The sequence below is a fragment of the Bifidobacterium parmae genome (assembly GCF_002860365.1).
In the GTDB taxonomy this organism is placed as follows: Bacteria; Actinomycetota; Actinomycetes; order Actinomycetales; family Bifidobacteriaceae; genus Bifidobacterium; species Bifidobacterium parmae.
In genome coordinates this window covers 61,261-88,044 of sequence record NZ_NMWT01000011.1, presented here as the reverse complement: position 1 = coordinate 88,044, position 26,784 = coordinate 61,261, and the positions used below count along the sequence as shown (strand labels likewise).

The window sequence follows — 26,784 nt, the reverse complement described above, 5'->3', positions numbered from 1 at the left end:
CGCCATGAACAAAGAAAGCCCCGCTTCGTAGCGGGGCTTTCCCCAACGAGACGCGGTAGAGAGGAAGAGAAACGTCTCGTTGACATGGTTGGCCGGATCAGGCGGCGCAATTGCCGCGATCCGACCAAGTCTTATATGGGCGGTCCTTGGTCGTAGTCGGTCTTCTCTCTCCCCCAGTTTCGTGGAGGGGCCGAGAAACCTGGATCGGACCGGAGGGAACCGCGTCAGTTGATGCGGTCCTCGGTGGACGGGGCGAACAGGTGCATCTTGGCCGGATCGATCTTGATCTTGACGGTCTCGCCGACCTTCGGCAGCGCACGCGGGTTCACACGGACCGTGGTGAGCTTGTTCTGGTCGGACATGACCTGGGCCTCCTCGGCGGCGGAGCCGTCGGTGATGATGTTGCCGTAGATGAAGCCGTCGGAGCCGAGATCCTCGACGTTGACGACCTTCAGGGAGAAGGCGTTCGGATCGTCGGACGGGGCCAGCGAAGCGTCCTCCGGGCGGAAGCCGACGACGATCTTGCCGCCGTCCTCCGGAGTGAGCTTGTCGACGGCCTCGGCCGGCAGGTCGATGGTGTCCTCGCCGATCTGCGCCTTGCCGTTGACGACCGGGTGCACGTTGATGTTCATCGACGGGGATCCGATGAAGCCGGCGACGAAGACGTTGGCCGGGCGGTCGTACAGCTCGGTCGGGGCGCCGACCTGCTGCAGCTTGCCGAGCTTGATGACGGCGATGCGGTCGCCCATCGTCAGCGCCTCGGTCTGGTCGTGGGTCACGTACAGGGTGGTGACGCCCAGCTGACGCTGCAGGGCGGCGATCTGGGTACGGGTCTGGACGCGGAGCTTGGCGTCGAGGTTGGACAGCGGCTCGTCCATGAGGAACACCTTCGGCTTGCGCACGATGGCGCGGCCCATGGCGACGCGCTGACGCTGGCCGCCGGACAGGGCCTTCGGCTTGCGGTCGAGGTACTCGGTCAGGTCGAGGATCTTCGCGGCCTCTTCGACACGCTTGCGGATCTCCTCCTTCGGGGTGCCGGCGATCTTCAGGGCGAAGCCCATGTTGTCGGCGACGGTCATGTGCGGGTACAGCGCGTAGTTCTGGAACACCATGGCGATGTCGCGGTCCTTCGGCTGCATGGTGGTGACGTCCTTATCACCGATGAGGATGCGGCCCTTGTTGACCTCCTCAAGGCCGGCGAGCATGCGCAGGGTGGTGGACTTGCCGCAGCCGGACGGGCCGACGAGGACGAGGAATTCGCCATCCTTGATGTCGAGGTTCAGATCATCCACGGAGGGCTTGTCGTTGCCCGGGTAGATGCGGGTGACGTGGTCGAAAATGACTTCAGCCATGGTTGTTCAATCCTTTCAGAGGCAGGTACGTGCCTCACGATCCGTTGTAAAGGGATTATTCGGTTGGTTGCTATGCCGTGATCCGTTCGTCGCCCCGCCGCATCGCTGCGATACGATGACGATCTGCAAACCTCAGCGTTTACTTATCAGGACCGGCGGAATCGTTCCCGTCGAACCTGCCGCTCACTATACACGGTGTTCGCGCTCACGCAAGGAAAACGCTTTCGCATGGGCGTTTCCCCACGCGATGACCAACACGGCCGCTCGCACAAGGCGCCTCCCGGCGCGGCGCGGGCGCGCCCGATACAATCGGAAGGCGGAGGCCCGCACAAGGCGCCCACGCAAGACAGGGAGGTTGGTCATGCGCGACATCAGAATCGGAGTGGTCGAGGACGACGCTTCGGCCTGCCAGACGGTCCTGGACTATCTCAACCGCTACCAGAGCGAAAGCGCGGAGGCCGGGCATGACGGCGTGCGCTTCACCGTCTCCGTGTTCGACGACGGCGCGAAGATCGTCGAACGGTACGCGCCCGTCTACGACATCCTCCTGCTCGACATCGAGATAGCGGGCATGGACGGCATGGAGGCGGCGCGGCGCATCCGCGAACGCGACGACGCGGTCGTCATCGTGTTCATCACCGCGGCGCCGCAGTACGCGATCAACGGGTATCAGGTCGGAGCGTTGTCGTATCTGCTCAAACCGGTGCCGTGGTTCGCGTTCAAGCAGGAACTGAAACGGTCGATCGACATGGTGCGGCGCCGCGCCGACGCGACGATCCTCATCGACGCGGGCGGCGCGCAGCAGCGGCTGGAACTCGCCGACGTGCTGTACGTCGAGTCGATCCGGCACACGATCATCATCCACACGCTCGGCGGCAAACTGTCGGTGACGGGCACGCTCAAATCGTATGAGGAGCGGCTGGCGGAGCATGATTTCTTCCGGTCGAACTCCTGCTATCTGGTGAACCTGCGCCACGTGACCGGCATGGCGGATCAGGACTGCGTGATGTCGAACGGCGAGATGCTGCGCGTGAGCCGTCCGCGCAAGAAGGCGTTCATGACGGCGCTCGCCGCGTACATGGGCGGCACGGGCGGCGCGTGATGGGCGGGCTTGGCGCGTTCGACGGCGCGACGATCACAAACGCGATGCCGGACATCCCACGCCTGTTCACCGCAATCTGCGAGTGGGCGGCGTGCGTCACCTATCTCGCCGTGATCCACCGCCGCGTGGCCTTGCGGCGCACGGCGGCGGTCGCGGCGGTCGGATTGGCGGCGATGATCGGCGTGCAGTATCTGGCCGGCGCGATGCCGTTGTGGTTCTGGACGCTCGGCATGCTGCTCGCGTTCGGCTGCATGTGGCTGATCGTGTGGCGCGGCAGCGGCGGCGGCAAACGCGAGGGACTGTACGTGACGGCGCGCGCGTTCGTGCTCGCCGAGCTGGTCGCGTCGCTGCACTGGCAGATTTCGACGTTCCTCGCGTACGGCGTGGGGCTTGCGCCGCGACAGCCGTTCGCGACGTTGATCCTGATCGGCGTGTACGCGGTCTGCTTCGCCGCGGCGTGGGCGGTGGAACGGCGCAATTTCAGCCAGTCCGCGCCGATGACGGTCAGTGCGCAGCTGGCCGTGGGCACGGTGGCGATCACCGTGGTGACGTTCGCGATGAGCAATCTGAGTTTCGTGTCGACGAACACGCCGTTCTCCGGCAAGATCGGCCAGGAGGTGTTCTACATCCGCACGCTCGTCGACTTCTGCGGGTTCGCGATCCTGTACGCGCAGCAGGAGCAGGCGCGGCGGATGGAGGCGAGCGCGGAGCTCGCCTCCATCAACGCGCAGTTGGAGAGCCAGCATCAGGAGTATCTCGCGTCGAAGGAGAATCTGGAGTCGATCGGGCGGCTCGCGCACGATCTCAAGCATCAGATCGCCGCGTTGCGCGCCGAGGTCGATCCGGAGCATGCGGCGGCGGGGTTCGAGCAGTTGGAGCGTTCGGTCGCCGAGTACAGTGCGCAGCAGCATTCCGGCAATCCGGTGCTCGACGTGATTCTGACGACGAAGACGCGCGTGTGCGAGGAGCGCGGGATCACGTTCACGGCGGTCGCGGACGGCGCGCTGCTGGGCGCCGCGGGCATGAGTTCGATGGACATCGCGACGTTGTTCGGCAACGCGTTGGACAACGCGATCGAGGCGACGTCGCGATTGGACGATCCGGAACGACGGTTGATCCGGCTCGCCCTCTACCGGCAGGGCGCGTTCACGGTGATCCGCGTGGAGAACTACTACGACGCCGTGCTGAAGAAGGATGCGGCCGGCAATCTGCGCACCACGAAACGCAATGCGACCGGCCACGGGTTCGGCGTGAAGTCGATCCGGCACATCGCCGCCCAGTACGGCGGCGAAGTGTCGATCAACGCCGAAGACCACTGGTTCACCCTCACCGTCCTGATTCCGGGACGGTGAGTCCGGCGCTACTTGGTCTTGGGCATGATCCAGAACTTGAGAATCGGGTAGCTGACGACGACGGCGAGCAGCGTGTTCACGACGGAGGCGATCGTGCCGGCCAGCCCCGCGTTCATGCCCCAACCCTGGCACAGCGCGGTCACGTAGCCGGGCAGCACGAGGTTCACGACGACGATCACGACGGCGAGGATCGCGTACTTCCATGCTGCGTCGTGGAAGCTGGAATCGGACTTGAACACCCACTTCATCTGCACGAAAAAGTTCACGACCTGCGCGAGCACCTCGGCGGTGAGGAAGGTGAGGAAGCCGCCCACGCCGTTGCCGGATTCCGGGTAGTTGAAGATCAGGAAGTGGAACGGCGCGGTGAGCCCGAGCGCGGCGACGAACACGGCGGTGCCGATCCACGTGACCACGAATCGCGCGATCGTGGAGATGTTCGACAGCACGTTGAACAGGATGAACTCCCAGATCGTCGGATGCGCGGCGATCCAACGGCGGATCGGGCCGCGGGGCGCGGATGCGGCGTCGGTCGGCTCGGCGGCCTGCGCGGTCAGGGTGATGTCCGGTTCGGTCTGGGACATGGTCGTGGATGCTCCTTCGGCGTGGGAAACGGTTGGGGTGCTTGGTGTTCGGGACTGTCGACCGTCACGCATGGTCGATCTCCCCGGCGATGCGCCTGTTGGCGGATCGGTTGCGGAAGTACGCCCCGATGAGCGAGCAGGCCCCACGGAACGTGTGCCCGTTGCCGATCTCGACGATCGCGTCGACCATGGCCGAATCGACCATGCCCTGCGTCATCTTGCTCATCGCGCGCGGCGGCATGTTGAGGATGAACAGCGTGTTGAGGTCGGGCGCGCCGGTCTTCTCACGCACGCTCGCCTCGCGCTTCTTGAGCGTGTTCGCGACGGTCCTCGCGATGAATCCGCGCGAACCGCTCCAGCTCGAGATCGGGTCGTTGATGCCGAACGTCGTCGGCTTGCCGCCACGTCCGGATTGCGCGATCACGTCGTAGCCGAACAGCGCGGCCGTCTCGGCGTCGGTCACGTGCGTGACGTCGCCGATCAGATAGTGGCCGAGCGCGGGGTCGGGGCCGGTCGCGTCCACGTCGCCGGCGACGGCGAACGACTCGCTCAACGGCAACGTCTCGGCGTCGAAGCCGACCGACAGCGTCCACACGCCCGACTCGACGCGCCACGCGCCGGCGCCGTCGCGCGCGGCGGCGTCGAAGTGGCGGAACGTGTACCGGTCGAAGTCGATGCGCACGTCGCGCGTCTCGTGCGCGGCGAGCGTCACCTTCGCGAATCCCTTGAGCTCGCGCGCGGGACGCAGCACGCCGGCGGCGGCGTGCGTGCCGTCCGCGCCGGCGCGCGTGTCCGCCGCGCCGCGCGACGGGCCGCTCACATACAGTTGGACGACGGTCGCGCCGGCCACGTCGGAATCGTTGGAGACGGTCACGGTGACACCGGTCTCGTCGGCGACGAGTCCCGTCATCGTGAACGCGGCGTAGCTCAGTCCGTAGCCGAACGGGAAGCGGACGGGCACGCCCGCGGTCCCGTAGTAGCGGTAGCCGACGAACGGTCCCTCACGGTAGACCGCGTCGCGGCCGGTCGCCGGGTACCAGCCGGCGGACGGGCAGTCGTCGTAGCGCATCGGCCACGTCTCGGCGAGATGGCCCGACGGATTGACCTTGCCGGTGAGCGCGCGCACGGTGGCGGACGCGCCGGCCTGTCCGGACAGTCCGACGTACAGGATCGCGGCGACGTCGTCGTGCCACGGCAGTTCGACCGGGGAGCCGGCGACGAGCACGACGACGACCGGCTTGCCGGTCGTGGCGAGCGCGGCGACCAGATCGTTCTGCGCCTGCGGGATGGCCATCGTCTCGCGGTCGAGGCCTTCCGATTCGCTGCGCTCGTCGAGTCCGACGACGGCGAGCGCGACGTCCACGTCGTCGCGCGAGACGAGGTCGACGGCCTCGCGGACGAGCTCCGGCTTCACGGCGCCCTGACGGTCGTAGCCGGGCGCGTAGCCGGCGACGGTGGGGACGGCGGTGTCGTCGGACGCGCCGGCGAGCTTGCCGAGTTCGTCGAGGATGTTCTCCTCGCGCGTGGCGTTCACTTTGGACGAGCCGGATCCCTGGAACCGCGGGGTCTTCGCCATGTCGCCGACGACGGCGACGCGCGTGCCCGGCTTGAGCGGAAGGATGGGGGCGGCAGGCGTACCGACGGCGTCGTTCTTCAGCAGGACCATCGAACCTTCGGCGACGCGGCGCGCGACCTCGTGGTGCGCCTTGATGACGGATTCGTCGAGCAGGTCGTCGCGGCCGACGCCGTCGAGGCGCGTGCGGCCCGCGACCTTCGCGACCTCGCGGGCGCGGGCGTCGAGGTCCGCCTCGTCGAGCGTGCCGGCCTTGACCGCGCCTTCGAGTTCGCGCACGGACGTGAATCCGGGGCTCGGCATTTCGAGCGAGCCGCCCGCCTTGACGGCGGCGACGGCCGAGTTGGAGCCGCCCCAATCGGAGACGACCATGCCGTCGAAGCCCCATTCGTCGCGCAGGATGTCCTGCAGCAGATGCTTGTTCTCGTGCGCGTAGACGCCGTTGATCTCGTTGTACGAGGTCATGATCGTCATCGGCGCGGCCTCGCGCACGGCGATCTCGAAGCCGGTCAGGTAGATCTCGCGCATCGTGCGCTCGTCGATGACCGAGTTGGAGGCCTGGCGGCGCAGCTCCTGGCTGTTGACCGCGAAATGCTTCGGGCATGCGGCCACGCCGTTCGACTGGATGCCGCGGATGAGGCCGGCGGCCATGCGGCCGGCGACGACCGGATCCTCCGAGTAGTACTCGAAGTTGCGGCCGCACAGCGGATTGCGCTTGATGTTGAGGCCGGGGCCGAGCAGCACGTTCACGTCGAGGTCGTGCGCCTCGCGGCCGAGCGCCTCGCCCATCTGCTCGGCGAGCGCCGGATCCCACGAGCCGGCGACGGTGCCGGCGGTCGGGAAGCAGGTGGCTGGCTTGGAGGCGCCGAGTCCCAGATGGTCGCCTTCGCCGAGCTGGCGCCGCACGCCGTGGGGGCCGTCGCTCATCACGAAGCTGGGCACGCCGGCGCGGTCGTTGCCGCGCGAATCCCATTCGGATCCGCCGGACAGCATCGCCGCCTTCTCGGCCACCGAAAGCTCTTCGAGTTCCATGTCACTCTCCCTTGCAGTGATTCATCGCCGTTGATTCGATTCAATCAGGATTCGCTGGCGCGCGGGGCGGCGCGCACACAACCTGTCGTTTCCCCCGCACGAATGGCATGCGGCAGGCAGCGAAACGATTTAGGCATCAGCCATCCCATCCGTTTCGTACCGCCCCTCCCCCGCGAAAAACGATCGAGACACACGCCATCCCATCCGTTTCGCACTAGCGAAACGATCGAGACACTCGCCGCCCCATCCGGTTCGCGATGGCCTCTCAGCGAAACGGATACGACGTATGATGCCCCGCTCGTTTCGCCGACTCGTGGCCCCGCGAAATGATTCGGCCACGTCGCTTCTCAAATGACTCCCGGAAAAAGGCGCGGGCGACATAATCAACGCCACGTTGGTGGAGGCCCACGACCTATGCTTCTCCAGAATTCCTGAGCAATATCATGGGGTAACTTCTCAACAGTCCATTCTGCACGAGTCAGTACACGTTTGATGATGAACATCCCATAAGAGCAGCAAACCTACTAACAAATACGGATACCTTTGAAACGAATGCAATGCCGCATTCCAAATAGAAGGAGTACCTTGATGAAACATCTAGCTAAAACCATTGGCGCTGGAGCCATGACAATAGTCATGGCCGTTTTCGGATTAGCCATATCAGTCGACAGCGCATATGCGATGCCCTCTGATTCAAGAGACACAATCCACCTGCTGGAAGAAGGTTACATCACTAATTCGGAAGTGCTCGATGCAGTCATCGCAACGGTATCGACCAAACTTACCAATACCTCAACCGACGAGGGTTGGGAAGGATATATCGGCGGATCTCTCGAACTCCAGCCGACATGGCAAAACCCGCAGTATACCAAGCAAACAAGATCTCCGGGAATGGTAAGTATTTGCGGTAGCGGCAATTACAAGGTCGTCACCTCGCATCTTCCCGGTTCCCTTGGCAATAGCTACACATATCAATGCTGGGGAGGTACCGGCACCTATACCTCATCCACGGCCATGGGATACTCCTCATCCACTGGAGTTTCTCTCGTCTGACCCGGAGGATATGCAGGACAAATCAGGACTCAGTATTACCGTGGCGGAGATGGATGGACTTGGAGCCCTGTTCGCGGCCCATACCCGAACAACTACGAGAAAGGCTCCTATTGCCATGCTTTCACCTCTCTACGGAAATACAATGCAATCCGATTGAGCTGATTGAGCCACCGACGCATTCCGTCTCCGTCCCTGACTATCAGGGCAGCCGGATGCGGATATGCCAGGTCCCGTTGCGGGTTTCGTGGGACAGGGTGCCGCCGTGGCGTTCGACCTGTTCGCGCAGGAGGGCGAGGCCGAAGCCCGATCGCAGCGTCGGGCGTCCGGCGTGTGCGGCGGTGCCGGCAGGCACGCCAGCACCGTCACGCACGCCGTCACCGGCGACATGGCCCGCGACGCCGTTGCTTTGCTCGATGATGATGTCGCTGCCGTCAGGGGCGCCCTCGCATCGCACCGTCAGACGGTACGGCACCGACGCATCCGCATGACGGGCGATATTGGCGCATACTTCCTTGCCGCACGCGCGGATCAGCCGCGCCATGCCCGGAGCGATCCGGCCGCCGTCGACGTCCACCGTCATCGTCCCGCGGAATCCCAGATTCCGCAGCCGTCGCTCCTGACGTCTGAAATACCGGGCGACATCCGACGCGGCCGACACGGCCGCACCCGACGCAGTCACCACGCCTGCCGCGCCCGCCGACGTTCCATCGGCCTCGGACAGCAGGCGGATGACCTCATGGGTGTTGTCCAAAGCCGCGAGGGACAGCCGGTTGATGTCCCTCATCAACGCACGTTCGTCGCCGGAATCCCCCGAATCACCGGAATCATCCGAACCAACGCGACCACGCGCACCGTCGGCGTCACCGCTATCCTCTTCTCCCGCGCTCTGCGACAGCAGCGCGATCGCGGACAGCTCCCCGGTGACGGCGTCGTGCAGTGCGCCGGCCGCACGCAACTTGTCCGCGAGACGTCGCTCGCGGGAGAGCCTGCCGCGGTAGGCGAACGCCGTGCCGACCATGAACGCCGCCGTGTTGATGAGAAACACCGTGCCGAGGCGCTCCACCGGCGCACGCGACATCACCGCCGACGCGCCCTGCCCCATCCAGACCACCAGCAGACCGCAGAGCGCCGCCCACGTGCGCAGCCGGTACGACAAATACCCGACGCACAGCATCACGCCCAGACTCAGCACGTCCGGCTGCCCGCCGGGGACGAACGCCGCGATCAGATAGTCGACGACGCACAGCACGCAGGCGGGAACCGGCAGCCATACGAACGCCACCAACGCGACCACCTGCACGGCGGCGAGCGCGACGACCGCGGAAACCACGGAACCCACGGAAGGTGCGAAACCCGCGAACACCGTGTCCGCGTCCATCCACCAGGCGAGAGCGGTGGCGAGCATGGTCAGGCAGCCGAGCAGCGCGCGCCATCGCACACCGTGGACGGCCAGATCGTCGTCGACCGGTCTCAGCGCCGTTTCGCCTGATTCCATTTGACCAGCGCCTCCCCCAACGTCCGTGCGTTCAGTTTGATGCGTGCGTGCCGTGCGTGAGATCGCGCGGTGGGCGGCTGGACGCCGAGCCGTCGCGCAATCTCGTTGAGGTTGAGCCCCTGCGCGCTCAGGTTGAGCACTTCCATCTCCGGCCATGTCAGTGTCGCCGCCGGTTCGGCAGGCGTGCGGCGGATACGTCGGAACGCCGTCCCGGCATCGTCGAAACGCACGTCGGACGCGGCCTGCGACGGCACCGTTCCACCGGCGGCCACGATCCGTATCGCCCGTTGCAGGTCGCGCATGTCCGTTTTGCCGATGATGCCCTGCGCTCCCGCCTCGGCAGCGTCCGACGCGTACAGTTCGATCGGGTACGAGGTGATGGCGAGCATCGGCGGACGCGGCGCGGCGGACCGGATGAGACGGCACAGCAGCGGGCCGGGCATGTCCGCGAGCCCCATGTCGACCAGGAGCACGTCGGGACGGTCGTCGTCCTCCACGCATCGGATGAACGCCTCCCGACCGGTCGTCGCCTCCCACGCCGGCCGCATGCCCGGCATCCGCGGGATGATCGCGCGCAGCGCGTACAGGGTGATGGCGTCGTTGTCGACGATGCCGACCGAGACGACCGCCCCGCCGCCATCGTTTCCACGTACTTCATCGGACCATTCCATAATCCGCAGTGTATCGCCGATTCCGGCGTGATGACGGGCGCCTGCGCCGTGCGCGCGACGGTTCATCATCAAACGTTGACGGCGGGTTTCGGCACTGGCGACGGCAGCCGCCGCCAACGACAAACGTTGATGCCTTCGGGCGTATGCGACGGCGGCACGGCCGGCCGCGGATACGCTGGAATCACGGATACGGCATCCGGTTGAGACAACGAAAACGACGGACGATGAAGGAGTCCTCCCATGTTCGGCCATGACACGCATCTTCCGGCGACGGCGCGCACGTTGATGCGCTCCACGCTCGCCTTCTGCACCGCGGTCGCGCTCTGCGCAGCCGCGCCTTCCGCGGCATCGGCGATTGACCGCATTGGAACGCTTCCCGTCACGACGCTGCGCGACGCCTCCTGCCTCAGCGACGATCCGATCGCGCTGACGTCCGCTCCCGGCGGCCAGTTCCTGTTCGCGATCGACAAAGGCGGCGCTGTCTGCCGGATTCGCATCACGGACCTGTCCGCGGACGGCACCGCGCAGGTGGACGGCGGTTTCGCCACGTCCCGGCCGCACGTCGAGTTCACACCGGACGGCGCGACGATGCTCGTCAACGGCAGGAACGGCGTCGCCGCGATCGGCGTCGACGATCTCGCGACCACGCTGCATCCCTCGACCGGGAGCGACTACATGCTGTCCCCGGACGGCGAACGCATCGGCGTGATCGAACGCGACGATACCGGCGGCACCGGCACGTCACGCTCGTGGACGTTGCGCACGTTCGCGGCGGCAGGCGGCGAGAACGTCGCCGCCGTCCCGCTGCGATACGCCGACGACGCCGGTACCAACGCCGGTACCGGCGTGATCCGCGACGTCACGCCGTACACGACGAACTCGGCCGGGACGGTATGGTTCGTCGGCGTCGACGATACGGACGGTAGTGGCGATACGGGCGGAGGCTCTGACACCGACGACGATGCTGCCGCCGGACAATCGTTGCGTCTGATGGCGGTCGACGTCGCCACCGGCGTGATGGACGACATCGCGGACGACGTGTCGCCGACCGTCTACGCCACCGGGACAGCGGACCGCCACGCGCTGTACGTGGGCACCGCCGATTCGCGGGTGCTGGCGATCGACGTCGACGCCTATGAGCCCGGATCGGATTCTGATGCCGGCTCGGATTCCGTCTCGGATTCGAGTGGGACGACGGTGGTGCGCACGATGTTCGAACGGCACCTGCCAATCGACCGCATCCTGCTCGCGCCGAACGGCGCACGCCTGCTCGTCGGCATGACGAACGGCAGACTCGTCGTCGACGAAGGCACCATGCAGTGGCTGGACGCGGGCGATCTCGTCTCGGCCATCAATCCGGACGGCACGCTGCTGTACTCGATCGACCGCGGCGGCGATGGAACTGGTGACGGAAGTGGCGCGGCGAACAACGGGACTGCGGGCGACGCGATCGCACTCCGCGTGAACACGTTCGACAGGAACGACCCCACGGTCACGCGCACGCTGGCGTTCGAGAGGAACGACGGTTCCGACGATTCCGGTCGTTCCGGCTCGACGTTCGACCGCGCGGCCGGCTGGACGTTCTCGCAGGACGGCGGCGTCTGGTACGTGCTGCTCGCCCCGGCCGCCGGTTCCGCCCGGCCGGCCGCGCTGCTCGCGATGGACGTCTCCCCGTTCACCACGGAATCCGTGAGCCGGTCGACCACGGGCGACGACGGGCGACGGCCACTCGGCACGACGACGATCGCCATCGTAGTCGCCGTCGCGGCGCTGCTGATCGTGACGATCATGATCGTGCGCCGGCGAACGGACTGGTGAGACGTAGCACGCGAGAGAACGGCCTATGCACACAACTTCTCAAAGATTTTGAGAAGCGACGAAGCGGCCGCAGGCGGCGGGAGCGCATCGACTAGTAACCGATACTGCGTCTCCCGCAGCCTGCGGCCGCTTCTCTCCCTCGATCAGTCTGTGGCTGACAGCTCGACCGCCAGAGGGGGCCGAGGGCCGCTGGCTACTTCGCGGCCTTCGCGGCGCGGCGGGCGAGGTAGCGCTTGATGGCGAGGACCTCAAGGCCGATCGCGAGGACGGCGGTCACGCCCCAGACCACGTACATGGCGGTCTTCCAGATCGGGGTCTCAACCTCAGGCTCTCCGTTGGCGTACTGCCAGCCATTGGCCACGGTGTACAGGATGTTGTGGGCGGCGGTACGCATGGCCTTGACGGAGGTGGCGGACTTGTCGCTCACGTGATTGGTGGTCACGGTGGTGGCGAGCATGGAGTCGTTGCCGTTGCGGATCTCCTGATCGGCATCCTGGTAGCCGCGGCCACGGAAGTAGTCGGTCAGGACGAAGCCACGGAAGCCCCATTCATCGCGCAGCACGGTGTTGAGCAGGTTGGGCGAGGCAGCGGCGTAGGTCGGGCCCACGTAGTTGAACGCACTCATCACAGCCTGGGCACCGCCCTCCTTGACGCTCATCTCGAACGGGCGCAGGTAGGTTTCACGCATGGCCTGCTCGCTGACCCAGGTGGTCAGGGTCATCGTGCGGTTGGTCTCCTGCTCATTCAGGGCGAAGTGCTTCATGAAGGAGTACACGCCCTTCTCGCGAGCGCCGGCAATCTGCTGGGCGGACATCACACCGGAGAGCAGGGAGTCCTCGGAGAAGTACTCGAAGGTACGGCCTGCGTAGGCGTTGCGGTGCAGGTTCATAGCCGGAGCATACCAGCCGGCCACGTGCATATCGTGCGCCATATCGCCGATCATCTCGCCGAACCGCTTGGCGAGATCCTTGTTCCAGGTGCAGGCGAATGCGGTGGAGGCCGGGAAGCCGATGGAGCCGATGCCAGTGAAGTTGTTGTTCAGCGAGGCGGGGCCGTCGGCGTCGGTCACCTGGATCTTGCCCACGGAGGTCACGGCCGGAGTGCCGTAGCCGCCGTTGGCGATCAAGGAATCCATGTCGTCGAAGGTCAGCTGGTCGAGCAGCTTGTCCCACTGCGGGTCGTCGTAATCCTTGCCGTACAGGTCGGAGAGCTTCACACCGTTCTTGGCACCGGTGGTCGGCATCTCGTCGGAATCGTTGTTGTGCTCGGCCGGATCATAGTTGCCGTTGTTGGTGTACTCGGATTTGATCTTGTCGCTCATGCTGAAGTCGGTCGGCGCAGCGGTGGCTTCGGCGTAGTTGGCGAAGTGGTCGGCACGGGAGAGGTAGGTCACGTCACCCTCGGCGTTCTGGAACTGGTTGGTGGCCACGATCTTGTCGCCGTCATGGGTGTTGTCTTCGGAATTGTAGGTGATGGTCTTCGGCACGTTCACGGTGGCGGAGTCAATCACGGTGTGGGAGTCGGACTGCAACGAAATCTCGTAATCGCCCTGCTCCAGCACCCAGGCCTTGGCGTTGTGCTCGTCGTAGGAGGCCATATCATCGTCGTCGAAGGAGATCTTCACGGTTTCGGATTCGCCGGGCTTCAGCTCCTTGGTCTTCTCGAAGGCGGCCAGGTTCACGGAAGCCTTCTCGATGCCACCGTTGGTGTATGGCGGGTTGTAGTACGCCTCGACCACATCCTTGCCGGTCTTGTCGCCGGTGTTGGTCACGGTCACATCGAAGCTGACCTTGCCGTTCTTGTAGGAAACATCACCCATCTTCTGCTCGAAGGTGGTGTAGCTCAGACCATATCCGAATGGGTACTGAACCAAATCGTCATAGTTGATCAAACCCTCATCGGCAGCGGTTTCATAGAACTTGTAACCCACGTAAATACCTTCGGAGTAGTTCACAAAGGTCGGGGAAACGTGCAGCTTGCTACCGGTGCGGTCGTCGATCACCTCAACGGCCAAATCGTCCACATTGTCGTAGTCGAAGTCGCCGAAGTTGTTGGTGGACGGATTCTTGTCGAGATCCTTCAAGAAGGTGTCGGAGGTCTTGCCGGACGGGTTCACCTCGCCAGCGAGCACTTCGCCGAGGGCGGAGAAGCCGGTCTGACCGGCAGGCGGGCACCACAGCACGGACTGAATCTGCGGGTAATCCGAAAGGAAGTCGAGCTGGAAGGTGTTGGCACCGTTGTAGACGAGCGTCACCTTGTCGAAGTTCTTGGTCACCAGATCAATCATGTTGCGTTCGGTCTGGCTCAGCTCAAGGAAGCCTTCGCCGTCCTTGAAATCGTCGTAATCCTTGGAGTTGTTCTTGTAGGTGATGCCATCAGCCTTCATATTCATCGGCAGGTCGGCGCCTTCGCCGCCCACACGGGTGATGACCACGACCGCCTCGTCCGAGAAGGACTTGGCCTCAGAAATCAGGGAATCAGAGTACTGGTCGGCCGGCACTTCAGGCAGAGTCCAGTCCTGCGCCCACATACCCACTTCCGGGCGATCCTTGCGGTAATCGGTGTACAGCTTGGTCAGTTTGCTGTTGGTGGTGAGACCGGCCTCCTTCATGCCATCGAGCAGAGAGACGGTCGGATACTGCTCGGACATGGAACCGGAACCGGTACCGCCGTAGACCGGGCTGGTGGAACCCCAACCGAACACGTTCACCTTCTTGCTCTTGAGCGGAAGGGTGTCGTTGTCGTTCTTCAGCATGGTGATAGCTTCAGCCTGCACATCTTTGGCCAGCTTGTTCGCTGCGGCGACCGTGTCGTCGGACAGCATGTACTTGGTGACGGTGGCGTTGTTGAGCAGCGTGGCCAGCGGGCCGGAAAGCATCATGGACACTGCCACGATGATGCCCACGAACGCCACGAGCCAGGATTCGGAATGAATAAGTTTGCGGTTGGCCACAGTCTTTACCGTCTTCTTATTGACGGCGATCGTGATGATAATGGCCAGCACCAACAGGATACCTACGGCTGTCAGATAGGGAATCACCGAATTGATGACGCCTATCACGTCGGCCATGTTGATCTGCAGCATGGGTTCTCCTCCTTGATCCTGCTACTTCCTTGCGATCTCGACTTCGATGGCGATGTTTCGGCTTCGATCGGCCGCCCGTCGATGTCGTTACCCCGATTCTGCATGACCGGCGCGGGCCGCATCGCCCGTTCGCCCCATCCTGTCGTTTCGCATGCATATTCTGCATGCCCGCCCATCCCCCGCGCGCATGGGGGATGGTGGCCGTCACACCGGAATCGTGGTCAAAGAGAACGAACCCGTGTCGTCGTGCCCGTCGTCATCGGGCGAAAGCAGTCCGCATATCTCCTTCAGGCACCAGGATGCGTATATCGGCAGATAGGTCACGGCCCCATCGCGTTCCACATTCGATCGTGACAGCACCACACCCCGTTCGATGCGGTATTCGGGGTTATTCAGTATTGCATCGATCGCCGCATGGACGCGATAGCTGCGCCCCGACTTCACTTCGAACGGGATGGCCGTGCCATCCGCGGTGTCGGCGATGAAGTCGACCTCACCGTGTTTCTTCGCCATGTAGTAGTAGAGCGGCACGCCTTGCGCGGCGAGTTCCTGTGCGATGACGTTCTCGTACAGCGCCCCGAGATTGGGCGAGGGGTCGGCAAGGTACGCGGCGCGTGCCGTCGTGATCGGGTAGCGGGCCATCAGCATGCCGATATCGGACTGGTACAACTTGAATTTTGGCGACTGGGACGTCCGTAGGAGCGGTGATTTCGGCTCGGTCACGCAGTTCGTCTTCAGTGCGACGCCTGCATCGACCAGCCAGAGGAAATCCTGCTGGTTGCGCTCGTATCTTGCGTTCGCGCCGATGGATGATACGGAGAACCTGCCATTGCCGTCGATGAGCTGTAGCGGCATCTGGTCGAAGACCGCCTGCACCTGCAAGGACCGGCTGCCCGCGTATTTGGAGATGTCCAGACGGTATTGGCGGTTCAGCTCGTTCTGCAGCGCCCGGACGGTGGAGAGATTGCCGTAGTGATCGACGAAATCCTGCACGGCCTCGGGCATTCCTCCTACCACCAGATACGAACGGAAGTTCGTCATCATCGCCTGATGGATATGGGGGTCAATCGCCTCACCCGACATGCAGTGCTCGCGGATCATGTCCAAGGTCGACGGCTGCACGCCGATGGCCCAGCAGAACTCCTCGAAATCCATCGGACGCATCGTCTTCTCGATGACCGATCCGACCGGGTACGAACGCACGCCCTTGAGTTCGGTGCCGAGCATCGAGCCGGACAAGATGTAATCGAACTGGCCATCCTCCACGAGGAACTTGACCATGGTCATCACATCGGGCTGTTCCTGCACCTCATCCAGAAAGATGATGGTCTCGCCCGGAATAAGCGTCGCATGGGAGAACAGCGATATACGACTGATGAAATCCTGCGCATTATCGGCATGGGCCAGCGCCCTGGCCGCGGCCTTGTTCTCATACAGGTTGATTTCCGCGGTCACGGAGTATTCACGATGCGAGAATTCGCGTACCGCGGTGCTCTTGCCGATTTGCCGTGCGCCGGTGAGGAAGAGTGCCTTGCCGGTACGCGCCTGCCTCCATGCGTGCAGTTCACCGGTGATCTTGCGTCGCAGCATACGCATCCTCCTTATCGACGGCAAAGTAAGAATGCTGACGGATTCCTTGGCAATATTAGCGTCAAGCATCACCAGCGCACAAAATTCCAAAGTTCAAACCACTGATTCTGCACAAAACACAGCAGTTCAAAACGTCATTCCTGCACAACAAATACCGAGACTCATACAAGGGAGATGACCGTATGCCGGGGAGCCGGACCGTCTGCGGCGTACTCCTGTTGGCACGGAAACGACGCAGGGAGTGCCGCCGGCGTCGCCGCCGCGCCAAGCTTGGCGCAAATCCGACGCTTACGGCGCTCCCGGCGTCACCTGCATGCCAAGGACTGGCCGGAAACGACGCAACGGCCCTTCTGAGCGTCGTCTACGAACCATGCTTGGCACGGAAACGACGCTGGGCAGGCCGTTAGTATCGCCGATACGCCAAGCTTGGCACGGAAACGACGCCGAGGAACCCGAGCATCCCATGAGATCCCGGACCGGGCAGCCAGCCCTTCGGAGTCGGCGCCCCACATCCGGCAGCCGGTGTGCAATGCGCCTGGCCGGCCGGTACACCCCCAGCACTCCGACATACCCCCCCTCCCGACACCCCAGCACTCCGGCCCGGCACATCCCATCCCCCGACGCACCCGACCCCGACCACCCGGCACGGCCGACCGGCACATATATACCGGCATACCAGCCCCGCGGTTAGGATGGGCGGTATGAGTGATCTGACGGCGTTGAATCTGGAACCGGGCGAAGTGGTGGGCGGCTATACGCTCATCTCCCGTCTCGGCTCCGGCGCGATGGGTTCGGTGTGGCGCGTGCATGACGATGGCGGTCAGGTATACGCGATGAAGATCCTGCGCGATTCGCTCGCCGAGGACGGTTCGGCCGACAGCATGTCCGGCGACGGCACGACGGGCGGCCCGGGCACCCCCGGTTCCCCCGCCTCCCGCCGCCCCGCGCAGGACCCGAACCTCAAGGAGAACGTGACGCCGCGCGAGCGTCTGCGCCGCGAGGCCCTCGCGTTGAAGAAGGTGAATCATCCGGGCGTGTGCGGCATCGTCGATATGGAGCTCGACGACGCCCTCGCGTTCATCGTCACCGAACTCATCGAAGGCCGCAATCTCAAGGACGACGTCGCCGCGAACGGCAAGTACGTGGGCGATGATCTGGAACGGCTCGCGCGCAAGCTGATGGAGGCCGTGCGCGCGGTACATGCCGCCGGCATCGTGCACCGCGACATCAAACCGACGAACGTGATGGTCTCCGCGTCCGGCCCGGCGCTCGTCGATTTCGGCATCGCGATGGGCGAGGGCGAAAGCCACGTGACGCGCACGGGCCTCGTGATGGGCACGCCCGGATTCATCGCGCCGGAGATCATCGACGGCGCCGATTCGAGCGAGGCGACGGACTGGTGGTCGGTCGCCTCCGTGCTCGCGTTCGCCGCGACCGGCGAACCGGTGTTCGGCACGAAACCGCTGATGGCCGTGCTGGAGCGCGAGGCGAGCGGCAACGCGAACCTCGCCGGTCTGCCCGCGCACACGCTCGCCGCGTTCCGCAGCGCGCTCAACCCCGATCCGCGCCGACGCTGCACGCCCGACCAGCTGCTCCACGCGATCGCGTTGGATGCGCTCAATCCGATGAACTGGGACGATGCGGGATTCGGCGACGGTACCGTAGCCGGCAACGGCGCGACCGAGGTGATGCACCCTTTTGACGGCGGCCCCGATGCGGCGACCACGGTATTCGGTCCCGATGATGCGCCGTCATCGACGAACACGGTCGCAGCGTCGTCATCCGCGCCGCGCACGGCGACCGGCCGCGCGGCATGGCGCGACGACGGCGACGACACGATCGCCGCGACGCGCGCGTTGACGCCGGACCAGTGCACGGTCACGCTGCCCAGCGACCTGCTCGGTCCGGAGGAGGCGGCGATTCCGCCGTTGATCCCCGCGACCGCCGTGAACCCGAACCGCACGCCGCGCACGGCGACCGGCCGTGCGGCGGCGGCGCGCGAGGCGACGGCCGGTGACGGCCAGTCGCCGCTGCAGCGCGTGGCGGACGCGTCGAACCGCACGGGCGCCTCGCTGCCTCCCGCCTACGTGCCGACCTCCTCGCGCGACATCCCGGTCGTGACGCCGAAACCGAAGGGCGACGTGCCGGAATTCCTGCGTCAGCAGCCGGAGGCGACCGCGGTGATGCCGCAGAACATGCAGCCGCCGACGCAACCGCAACAACCGATGCGGCCGGCGCAACCGCCGCAACCGCCGACGCAGGGCTACACGCAACCGCCGTTGGAACCGATGCCGCCGCAGTACGAGCCGCCGCGGCCGCAGGTCGTGCCGCCGTACGACCAGGCCTACCCGGACCAGCAATTCACCGGCCAGTACCGGAACCAGCCGTATGGCGGCCCGTCGCAGGGGTCGGGCGCGCCGCAGCATCAGAACACGGCCGACGCGCGGCGCGGACGGTATCTCGAGCAGGGCGTGGCCGTCCTGTGCCTGATGGCCGTCGTGCCGGCGATCGCCGCCGTGTTCCATCCGCTGATCGGCCTCGCCACGGCCGCGGCGCTCATGTGGCTGCTGTTCACCATCGGGTACAGCGCGGAGGCGCAAATCGAACGAGAAAGCCGTCGCGGCGGCATGCGCAAGGGCTCGGATTCCGCGTTGCGCGTCGTCCAATTGCCGTGGCATCTGCTGAAGGGCCTGTTCGCCGCGCTCGGCAGGTCCGTGCAGTTCGCGCTCATCGACCTCGCCGGCATGGTCGCCGCGGCCGCCGCACTGCAATTGCCGTGGGCGATGGTCCCGCTGCCGGACGGCGTGTGGCCGTACGAGCTGCCATGGCTGACCGACGGCCCGCTCTCCCCCACCGGTCTCGCGTTGGCCGGCATGGCAGCGATCGCATGGATCCTCACCACGCTCTGGCCCGCCGGCGGCATGCTGCGCCTCGGCGCCGGCGCGATGCGGCGGTGACGGCGACGGGCGAAGACCGGACTGCCGCCCCACCGTCGCGCAGTTGCACAGCCGCGCCGTTCACATGGAGTTCAATCAGCGACGGGCGTATATGTCGATTCGTGGGCTAGACTGACCATCAGACCGTCGAACCGTCGGTTCGGGAAGGGCTCTCGCGCCCGCGCCGGATCCGGCTCGCGTATCCGTCACATGTGGTTGGGAAAGGATCGTCTCGCATGGCCACGAAAGCGAACAACACGAAACAGCGCAAGACCCGCGCCGCCCGTCGCGCCGCCGAGGAGGCCGCGGCGAAGGCGCGCGCCGAACAGGCGGCGAAGGAGCGCAGGCAGCAGACCATCATCGGCGCGATCGTGATCGCCGTGGTCGCCGTGCTCGTCGCCGTCGCCGGCATCGCGATCTGGCGTTCGCACGTCGCCTCGCAGAACTCGGGCGCGAACCTGACCGTCGACCAGGCGTACGCGAAACTGCAGGAGGTCTCCGACAAGCCGTCCGTCGCCGACGAGAAGGGCGGCGTCGTCGTCTCGCAGAAGGGCGTGGGCGAGAAGGTCGCCGACGTGCCGACCGTCGAGGTGTACATGGACTTCATGTGCTCCGGCTGCGGCAACTTCGAACGCGCGTCCGGCGAGACGCTCACCAAGCTCGTCGAGGCCGGCCAGATCAACCTCGAACTGCATCCGATGTCGTTCGGCGACACGTGGAGCCCGGACAAGTATTCAACGCGCGCCGCGAACCTGCTGCTCACCATCGCCGAGCAGGACAAGGATCCGAGCCACATCCTCGGCTTCATCCAGAACATGTACGCCGACGATTTCCAGCCGGCCGAGAACTCCGGCGTGAAGACCTCCGACGACCAGATGCGCCAGCAGGCGATCAAGGCGGGCGTCTCCAAGAAGGTCGCGAACGCCGCGAGCGTCGACAAGTACACGGCGTGGCTGGACGCGATCGACACGTACAACCCGAAGCGTTCCGAACTGTTCAACGTGTCCGGCAGCTACAAGGGCCAGATGACCACGCCGACCGTGCGCATCAACGGCCAGTACTGGGACATGAACGCGCTGTCCACCGCGGGCATGACCTCCAACGAGGGTCTCGTCACCTCGCTGGGACTCACCGACGACCAGGTCGGCGTCGAAGGCCAGCTCCCCTCGATCGGCGCCAGCGGCAAGCCGATCTCCGTCACCACCGGCAAGTAACGCGATTCAATCCCATGGTGCGGTGAAATCCCCATGGTGCGGTGGCTCTGAACGGCCATATTCCGCCGATATGGAGATTGTGTGTTGCCGCACCATGGGAGAGTGGGCCTTCCGCACGGAGAGCGGGAGGCATTCTGTTAATCCCGAACAACTGCTATGCTGGGTTCTCGCGCGTGCGACACGCTGTCGTGCGCCACGCCTCTTTAGCTCAGATGGCCAGAGCGGCCGCCTTGTAAGCGGCAGGTCGTCGGTTCGATCCCGACAAGAGGCTCGTCGTGCGTGGAAATGGCGTATACTAATGGTGCGCCGGGGGCGCGCAGCAATACTTAACACGGGTAAGTCGTCTAGGAGCCTTCCCCCGATTATGGCGTCCTAGGCATAAGGGCAGGAGAGTCCCCCAACCATCTCCTGGCCCGGTATTGGGGGCGGGAACTTCCCCTTCTCTCCCGCCCCCTTTTTCTTTTTCTTTGCAGATGGTGCGCTACGATGGGCACCGAGTGCGCCCGGATCGGTCACGGGCGGGAAACGAGGTAATGGACATGGCACGGCGATGGACCCCGCAACGATTCGTGATGTTGCGCCGCATCCGTGTTGCCGTGTGCGTCGTGACGGTGCTTGCGGCGTGTGCGGCGACGTTCGCGTTCTCCGCGCGCAAGTCGGTGGCGTTGACGGTGAACGGCAAGACGACGACGGTCCAGACGTATGCGATGAGCGTCGACCGCCTGCTTGAGGAGCAGGGCGTCAACGTCAGGACGCATGATCTCGTCCAGTCCTCGTCCGGCAGCACGCTCGCCAACCACGCGGTCGTCACCGTGCGCAGCGCCTATCAGACCACGGTGAACGTGGATGGCGAGGAGATCCCGTTCTGGACGGTGGCGGACAGCGCCGACCAGCTCATCGGATTCTTCAAGGCGAACGAGAAGCAGGCCTCGAAGGTCACCGTCGACATCGACAACATCTACAACCAGCTGACCGGCGGCCTCGTCATCAACAAGAAGGGACCGGTCACGGTCATCGCGGACGGCAAGTCGTCCGAAGCGCCGAACGGCAAGCTGCCGGCGGCGTCCATCCTCGATTCCAAGGGCATCAACGTGGGCAAGGAGGATCGCGTCAGCGTCGAGGAGGACGGTTCCGAGACGATCCTGCGCGTGAAGCGCGTGACCCACGGCCAGGAGACGCGCACCAAGTCGGTGCCGTACTCCACGCAGACGATCATCGACTCCTCGCTGGAATCCGGTCAGACCGAGATCCGCCAGCAGGGGCAGAACGGCGAGATCCAGCAGGTCTTCAACGTGACCTACGTGGACGGCGTCGCGGAGAGCGAGACGCTCGCCAGCGAGACGACGACGAAGGCCGCGGTCGACCAGATCATCGCGGTCGGACCGGAGAAGGTCGAGGAGCCGAAGAAGGACACCGGCAGCGGCAAGGCCGATTCCGGCACGAACCAGTCCACGAAGCCGAGCACGTCCGACAAGGACAAGAACGATTCGTCGAACAGCAACTCGAACTCCGGCAACTCCAACAACAGCGGCAATTCCGGCAACAGCTCCAACAACTCCGGAAGCAACTCGGGCAACTCGAACTCCAACAATTCCGGCAACAGCTCCAACAACGGCTCGTCGAACAGCAACTCCGGCAACTCCAACAGCGGCAACAGCGGAAGCAATTCCGGTTCCAACTCCGGTTCCAGCTCCGGTTCGGGCCGTCTGTGGCACCCGAGCGTCTCCCAGGCGCAGACCTACGCGGCCGCGGCCGCCGCCCAGCGCGGCTGGACCGGCGCCGAATGGGACGCGATCGTCTGGCTGTGGAACAAGGAGTCCGGCTGGCGTTGGAACGCCGCCAACCCGTATTCCTCCGCCTACGGCATCCCGCAGGCGCTGCCCGGCTCGAAGATGGGCACCGGCTGGCAGGACGACGGCGCCGTGCAGATCGACTGGGGTCTGAGCTACATCGCCCAGCGCTACGGCACGCCCACCAACTGCAAGCGCATCTGGGAGCAGCAGGGCTGGTACTGATCGCGCCGTACGCGGTACCGTACCCAGCTCCCCATCCCACGCTCCACATGGAATCGAATCACGCGAAAGGCGATATGAACGACGTGACGACTGAACCCACCGCAACCGCCGAGGAGTCGGCGTCCGGCCATCTGCTCGGCGCCGCCGACATCCGCCGCATCGCCGCCGAGGCGGGCGTGAGCCCCACCAAGAAGTTCGGGCAGAACTTCGTCATCGATCCGGGCACCGTGCGCCGCATCGTGCGTGAGGCGCACGTCGGCCCGGAAAGCCACGTGCTCGAGGTCGGGCCCGGTCTCGGCTCGCTCACGCTGGCGATCCTCGAATCCGGCGCGCGCATGACCGCCGTCGAGATCGATCCGCCGCTGGCCGAGCGTCTGCCGGACACGATCGCCGCATTCATGCCGGAGGCGGTCGACCGGTTCGCCGTCGTCAACCGCGACGCGCTCACCGTCGACCCGGCGAACCTGCCGGACTTCGCCGGCGACGAACCGTTCACGCTCGTCGCGAACCTGCCGTACAACGTGGCGACGCCGATCATCCTCACGCTGCTGGAACGCTTCGCGAACCTCGAATCGTTCCTCGTGATGGTGCAGAAGGAGGTCGCCGACCGTCTCGCCGCGACGCCCGGCAGCAAGATCTACGGCACGCCGAGCGTGAAACTCGCCTGGTACGGCGAGGCCTCACGCGTCGGCACGATCGGCCGCAACGTGTTCTGGCCGGCGCCGAACGTCGACTCCGCGCTGGTCGCGTTCACGCGCACGCGGCACGACGGCGACGCCGATGCCGCCGCGCACGCCGAGTCCCTGCGCAAGGAGACGTTCCGCCTCATCGACGCGGCCTTCGGCCAGCGTCGCAAGACCCTGCACGCCGCGTTGAAGAAGACCGTCCCCGCCGGCACGTTCGAAGCGGCCGGCATCGATCCGACGCGTCGCGGCGAGACGCTCACCATCGGCGAGTTCACCGCGCTGGCCGAGGCGTCGCTGCGACTCGGCGACGCCGACGCGGAGGAACGCTCATGAGCACGCCAGTCACGGTGAGCGTCGACTGTCCGGCGAAGACGAATCTCACGCTCGAGGTCGGCCCCTCCCACGCCGAGTGGGGCGGTCGCCACGAACTCGACACGATCTACTGCGCGGTCAGTCTGACCGACACGGTCACCGCCACGGCGAAACCCGCCGGCGCCGGATTCTCGCTCGACCTGGCCGGCGAACATCTCGGCGACCTCGCGTCATCGTCGTCGGACATGCGCCGCAACCACGCCGTGCTCGCCCTGTTCGCGATGGCGGAAGCGGCCGGCCGCGAACCGGACGTCGCGTTGACGATCGAGAAGCGCATCCCGGTCGGCGCCGGTCTCGCCGGCGGATCGGCGGACGCGGCGGCGACGATCCTCGCGCTGAACGCGCTGTGGGAGCTCGACTGGCCGCTCGACCGGCTGCGCGAGGTCGCGGCGACGCTCGGCGCGGACATGCCGTTCTGCGTGGCCGGCGGCTACGCGCACGGCACCGGCTACGGCGAGATCATCGAGACGATTCCCGACGATTCGGACGCGGCGCGCGCGCTGCGCGAACAAGGCTATGCGGGATCGCTGCTCGTCGGCGCCTATCAGGCGCAGCTGAGCACGCCCGAAGTGTACGGCGAATTCGACGTGGTCGGCGCCGGCGACGGCGACCGGAACCACCTGCAGAAGGCGGCGGTCAGCCTGCATCCGCGCTCCGGCACGGCGATCCGCGAGGCGCTGGCGGCGGGCGCGACCCACGCGTTCGTCTCCGGATCGGGACCGTCGGTCGTGGCGTTCACGCCCACGCCGGCCATCCGCCGCGACGTGATCGCCGCATGGGAACGGTCGAAGGCCGTGGACCGCATCATCGCGGCCGAGGCGCCCGCAGCGCCCTCGGTCAGCGTCACGGTTGCACGCTAAGGTAAATCAAGCACTGCGTAAGTCAGGCACTGCGAAGGAAAGGGAATCGAATGGCCGAAGAGTATGACGAGCGTGAGGCACGCAAGGCGTATGTGCGACGCCGTCAGAAGATCGTGTTCTCCATCACCGGCGCGATTCTCGTGGTCGTGCTCATCGTCGCGTCGCTGTTCTACACGGGCGTGATCCAGGTCGACCAGCAGGCGAAGCAGGTCACGAAGCCGAACTACGGCGTGGCCGTGCCGTGCGCCGCGAAGAACGAGGACGGCACCGCGATGAAGTGGGCGGACAACAATTCGGTGATCCTGCGCGTGCGCAACGGCACCGGATTCACCGGCCTGGGCGCTGCCGTCGGCGAAGCGCTCAAGGACCGCCAGTTCGACGTGCGCACCATCGACACGTACACGAGCGCCAAGGTGGCCCGCACGACCATCTACTTCGGCGTGAACGCGATCAACCCGGCGTACACGGTCAAGGAGTATATCCCGGACGCGGTGCTCGTCATGGACGACCGTCAGGACCGTCTCGTCGACGTGGTGATCGGCGCCACGTTCAACGATCTGAACTCCGAGAAGGAAGTCAAGAAGCACGGCGACAAGATCAAGGACTTCGAAGGCTGCCAGACCGTCGACGCCCTGCAGAAGGCCGGCCTGAGAAAAGCCGACAAGCACACCGACATCAACTGATCGTCGTTACGTAACCGCGAGAAATACAGCGAATGGTATGACCCATTCCCCGTTCAGCAGCCCCCTCATGATGAGGGGGCTGTCACATATGGCAGCCGGCCGGTTGCCTTGCGGATGCCGCTCGGACTCGCTTACGGACGGTTCTGCGGGCGAGCGTCGCAACTCAATCACAATCGGATTCTTCGATTGCAAAGCAATTTATTCAGTTAAAATGTAATAATAAGTTTTAAATAGTAATTCAAGAGTTAGGACGACGGGACGATGGATACGGCCGAATACATACATGACGCGTTCGGTCTTGCCTGCACCATAGAGCCTTGGGAGACAACCGCATCGCTCCCCATGTTCCTTACGGCCGACCGACGATTCGATGTCCTCGACATCGGAGACACACGCATGCTGCTCGTCGACAATGGCGCACGCCCGTTCCGCATCACCGACCTCATTGACGACACGACCAGAATCAGCCGACGCGCCGACCTTCCGGTAGTACTGGCTTTTCCACGGCTCAGCACCTACCAGCGTAAAGCACTCATCAGCAATCATCTGCCATTCATCGTGCCCGGAGCGCAACTCTACATCCCGGCACTGGGCATGCTGTTCTCCAATAGTCTGACACCGAAATCATCGCATCTGACGGATAAGGAGCAGCGACCGTTCCCGCCATCCACCCAGCTCGTATGGTTGCACTTGCTCTACCATGTCCATGACCACCCCGGAAAAGGGTGGTCGCAATCCGACGTCGCCGCGACGCTTCACATCGACGAAGCACTGGTCAGCAACGCCGCCGCGACCTTGGAACTGCAAGGGCTCATCCATCGCACCAAACATGGCCGCCGCAAGATTATCGAGCTCACGAAGACATCCGGCGGCAACGTGCGGCTGGCACTGCTCGAACGGTCTTGGCATCGGCTCACCAATCCGGTGTTCGACCGGCGTACCGCCGTATGTCGGAAGCATGACACAGGCATCGACATTCCCGAGGGACTCGTCTACGCCGGTGAATTCGCCACGGCGCAACGCACCGACCTCGCCACACCGAGACGTCGGACGTTCGCCGGCGAACGACGATGGGTCACCAGTCACGACGACGATTTCCGTTACTTCGATGCGGAAGTGGAAACCATACCGAATGACGCGTTTACCATCGAACGATGGAAATACGATCCGCGCATCCTGACTCAGGATCCAGGGCGGAGGCTCGCCGATCCGATTTCCGTGGCATTGTCACTCGGCGACATCGCCGACGAACGACTGGAAGATGCCGTACGGACCGCCATACGCGACGCGTTGACACCTAGTGGAAGATAGGGG

18 protein-coding genes and 1 tRNA gene are annotated in these 26,784 nt (G+C 64.8%); 12 read left to right on the top strand and 7 right to left on the bottom strand.

Going from position 1 to position 26,784, the window contains the following annotated elements; all coding sequences use genetic code 11:
- Positions 1-224 precede the first annotated feature (224 nt).
- Entirely contained in the window at positions 225-1,352 is a 1,128-nt protein-coding gene (locus Uis4E_RS05335; protein ID WP_101622179.1) for an ABC transporter ATP-binding protein, read from the bottom strand.
- A gap of 361 nt (positions 1,353-1,713) precedes the next feature.
- On the opposite strand from Uis4E_RS05335, the gene Uis4E_RS05330 reads away from it, so the two are divergent.
- Together Uis4E_RS05330 and Uis4E_RS05325 are read left to right on the top strand one after the other, a co-directional pair.
- A complete protein-coding gene (locus Uis4E_RS05330) occupies positions 1,714-2,454 on the top strand; it encodes a LytR/AlgR family response regulator transcription factor (protein WP_101622178.1) in 741 nt (246 codons plus the stop codon).
- A complete protein-coding gene (locus Uis4E_RS05325) occupies positions 2,454-3,806 on the top strand; it encodes a sensor histidine kinase (RefSeq protein ID WP_101622177.1) in 1,353 nt (450 codons plus the stop codon). Before Uis4E_RS05330 ends, Uis4E_RS05325 begins: the two co-directional genes overlap by 1 nt.
- 8 nt (positions 3,807-3,814) lie before the next feature.
- On the opposite strand, the gene Uis4E_RS05320 is transcribed toward Uis4E_RS05325, so the two are convergent.
- On the bottom strand, positions 3,815-4,387 hold the full coding sequence (locus Uis4E_RS05320) for a GtrA family protein (protein WP_101622176.1): 573 nt from the start codon (positions 4,385-4,387) through the stop codon (positions 3,815-3,817).
- A gap of 64 nt (positions 4,388-4,451) precedes the next feature.
- Positions 4,452-6,992, bottom strand: a complete 2,541-nt coding sequence (locus Uis4E_RS05315) for a glycoside hydrolase family 3 C-terminal domain-containing protein (protein ID WP_101622175.1) — start codon at positions 6,990-6,992, stop codon at positions 4,452-4,454.
- 588 nt (positions 6,993-7,580) lie between these two features.
- Between Uis4E_RS05315 and Uis4E_RS11675 the strand changes: the two genes are divergently transcribed.
- Positions 7,581-8,045, top strand: coding sequence for a hypothetical protein (locus Uis4E_RS11675; protein ID WP_133125400.1), 465 nt, complete (start codon positions 7,581-7,583; stop codon positions 8,043-8,045).
- Positions 8,046-8,244: 199 nt separating this feature from the next.
- On the opposite strand, the gene Uis4E_RS05310 is transcribed toward Uis4E_RS11675, so the two are convergent.
- Both Uis4E_RS05310 and Uis4E_RS11855 read right to left on the bottom strand, forming a co-directional pair.
- Positions 8,245-9,540 (bottom strand): sensor histidine kinase, encoded by a 1,296-nt coding sequence (locus tag Uis4E_RS05310; RefSeq protein WP_101622174.1) that lies wholly within the window; start codon positions 9,538-9,540, stop codon positions 8,245-8,247.
- Positions 9,516-10,211, bottom strand: coding sequence for a response regulator transcription factor (locus Uis4E_RS11855; protein ID WP_165784859.1), 696 nt, complete (start codon positions 10,209-10,211; stop codon positions 9,516-9,518). The genes Uis4E_RS05310 and Uis4E_RS11855 overlap by 25 nt, the downstream gene beginning before the upstream one ends.
- 240 nt (positions 10,212-10,451) lie before the next feature.
- Between Uis4E_RS11855 and Uis4E_RS05300 the strand changes: the two genes are divergently transcribed.
- A complete protein-coding gene (locus Uis4E_RS05300) occupies positions 10,452-12,029 on the top strand; it encodes a hypothetical protein (protein ID WP_165784858.1) in 1,578 nt (525 codons plus the stop codon).
- Positions 12,030-12,222: 193 nt separating this feature from the next.
- Here the strand turns inward: Uis4E_RS05300 and Uis4E_RS05295 are convergent, their stop codons facing one another.
- On the bottom strand, positions 12,223-15,114 hold the full coding sequence (locus tag Uis4E_RS05295) for a beta-glucosidase (RefSeq protein WP_101622171.1): 2,892 nt from the start codon (positions 15,112-15,114) through the stop codon (positions 12,223-12,225).
- 204 nt (positions 15,115-15,318) lie between these two features.
- A complete protein-coding gene (locus Uis4E_RS05290; RefSeq protein ID WP_101622170.1) occupies positions 15,319-16,704 on the bottom strand; it encodes an ATP-binding protein in 1,386 nt (461 codons plus the stop codon).
- 692 nt (positions 16,705-17,396) lie between these two features.
- Here Uis4E_RS05290 and Uis4E_RS12200 point away from each other — a divergent pair.
- The 8 genes from Uis4E_RS12200 (at position 17,397) to Uis4E_RS05245 (ending at position 26,781) form a co-directional block, all read left to right on the top strand.
- Positions 17,397-19,661, top strand: a complete 2,265-nt coding sequence (locus Uis4E_RS12200; protein ID WP_423734914.1) for a serine/threonine-protein kinase — start codon at positions 17,397-17,399, stop codon at positions 19,659-19,661.
- Between the two features lie 215 nt (positions 19,662-19,876).
- Positions 19,877-20,854 (top strand): DsbA family protein, encoded by a 978-nt coding sequence (locus tag Uis4E_RS05275; protein WP_101622169.1) that lies wholly within the window; start codon positions 19,877-19,879, stop codon positions 20,852-20,854.
- A 197-nt stretch (positions 20,855-21,051) separates the two neighbouring features.
- A tRNA-Thr gene (locus Uis4E_RS05270) sits at positions 21,052-21,125 on the top strand.
- A 262-nt stretch (positions 21,126-21,387) separates the two neighbouring features.
- Positions 21,388-22,869 carry an aggregation-promoting factor C-terminal-like domain-containing protein gene (locus tag Uis4E_RS05265; protein ID WP_207764550.1) on the top strand — a complete coding sequence of 494 codons (1,482 nt, stop codon included), beginning with the start codon at positions 21,388-21,390 and terminating at the stop codon, positions 22,867-22,869.
- A 74-nt stretch (positions 22,870-22,943) separates the two neighbouring features.
- On the top strand, positions 22,944-23,888 hold the full coding sequence (gene rsmA / locus Uis4E_RS05260; RefSeq protein WP_101622168.1) for a 16S rRNA (adenine(1518)-N(6)/adenine(1519)-N(6))-dimethyltransferase RsmA: 945 nt from the start codon (positions 22,944-22,946) through the stop codon (positions 23,886-23,888).
- Positions 23,885-24,787: a 4-(cytidine 5'-diphospho)-2-C-methyl-D-erythritol kinase gene (locus Uis4E_RS05255; protein ID WP_101622167.1), complete on the top strand. Its 903-nt coding sequence runs from the start codon at positions 23,885-23,887 to the stop codon at positions 24,785-24,787. Before rsmA ends, Uis4E_RS05255 begins: the two co-directional genes overlap by 4 nt.
- A gap of 50 nt (positions 24,788-24,837) precedes the next feature.
- The gene (locus Uis4E_RS05250) at positions 24,838-25,470 is read left to right on the top strand and encodes a LytR C-terminal domain-containing protein (protein ID WP_101622166.1); all 633 of its coding nucleotides are present in this window, start codon (positions 24,838-24,840) and stop codon (positions 25,468-25,470) included.
- A 261-nt stretch (positions 25,471-25,731) separates the two neighbouring features.
- Positions 25,732-26,781 (top strand): MarR family transcriptional regulator, encoded by a 1,050-nt coding sequence (locus Uis4E_RS05245; RefSeq protein ID WP_101622165.1) that lies wholly within the window; start codon positions 25,732-25,734, stop codon positions 26,779-26,781.
- Positions 26,782-26,784 lie beyond the last annotated feature (3 nt).